The following is a 747-nucleotide window of genomic DNA, read 5'->3' as shown; positions in this document are numbered from 1 at the left end:
GGAATATATACCGCATCATCTGCGGTGTATTTCTATTGAAGATACTGATGAGGCAAAATTCAGATTTCATAAAAACCATGTAAAACTTTACTATCCGGCCGAGGGGGAGAGTAAGATTATTACCTCAGCGAGTCTTCTGCGTTCCTGTTTTCGTATGAATCCGGACAGGATTCTGATGACAGAAATCAGGGGGGCTGAGGCATGGGATTTTCTGAAAGCATCGAGTTCAGGCCATGCAGGAAACATTACCACCGTTCACGAAAGTAGTCCTGAATATGCCGTGCTTGGGATTGTCCAGCGATGTTATATGAATCCTGAATGTCAGAATCTACCATTCAATGTCATTTTAAGACGTGTACTGAGTAATATTGATATTATCATGAGTATTAAATACCTTGATGATGAAGATTTTCGGTTCGCTTCCGGCATTTACTACAGACAACTTCATTGTGATGATTATTTCAGAAAACTGAAGGAGTGATTATGTCTTTAAAACTCCCCGATAAAGGCCAGTGGGTTTTTATCGGTCTGGTTATGTGTCTCGTGACCTATTATGCTGGTTCTGTTGCTGTTTATTTCCTGAACGGAAAAACACCACTGTATATATGGAAAAATTTTGATTCCATGTTGCTCTGGAAAATAATAACAGAGAGTAATATACGTACAGATATCAGACTGACTGCCATACCTTCTCTTTTGTCAGGTATGGTTTCGTCTCTCATTGTGCCTGTTTTTGTTATCTGGCAA

General features: G+C 39.6%; 1 protein-coding gene and 1 pseudogene. Both read left to right on the top strand.

Annotation, left to right across the window (positions count from 1 at the left end; translation table 11 throughout):
- Positions 1–481: CpaF/VirB11 family protein (locus RTW80_RS26550; RefSeq protein ID WP_312721074.1), on the top strand; the 481-nt coding region annotated here is incomplete at its 5' end.
- Between the two features lie 2 nt (positions 482–483).
- Positions 484–747, top strand: a pseudogene (locus RTW80_RS26545) (conjugal transfer protein TraG); the annotation flags it as partial.

Source organism: Escherichia sp. AM3 (genome assembly GCF_032029835.1).
Taxonomy (GTDB): Bacteria; Pseudomonadota; Gammaproteobacteria; order Enterobacterales; family Enterobacteriaceae; genus Escherichia; species Escherichia coli.
Note: the sequence above shows the minus strand (reverse complement) of the source record. Positions and strands in the feature narration are given on the sequence as shown.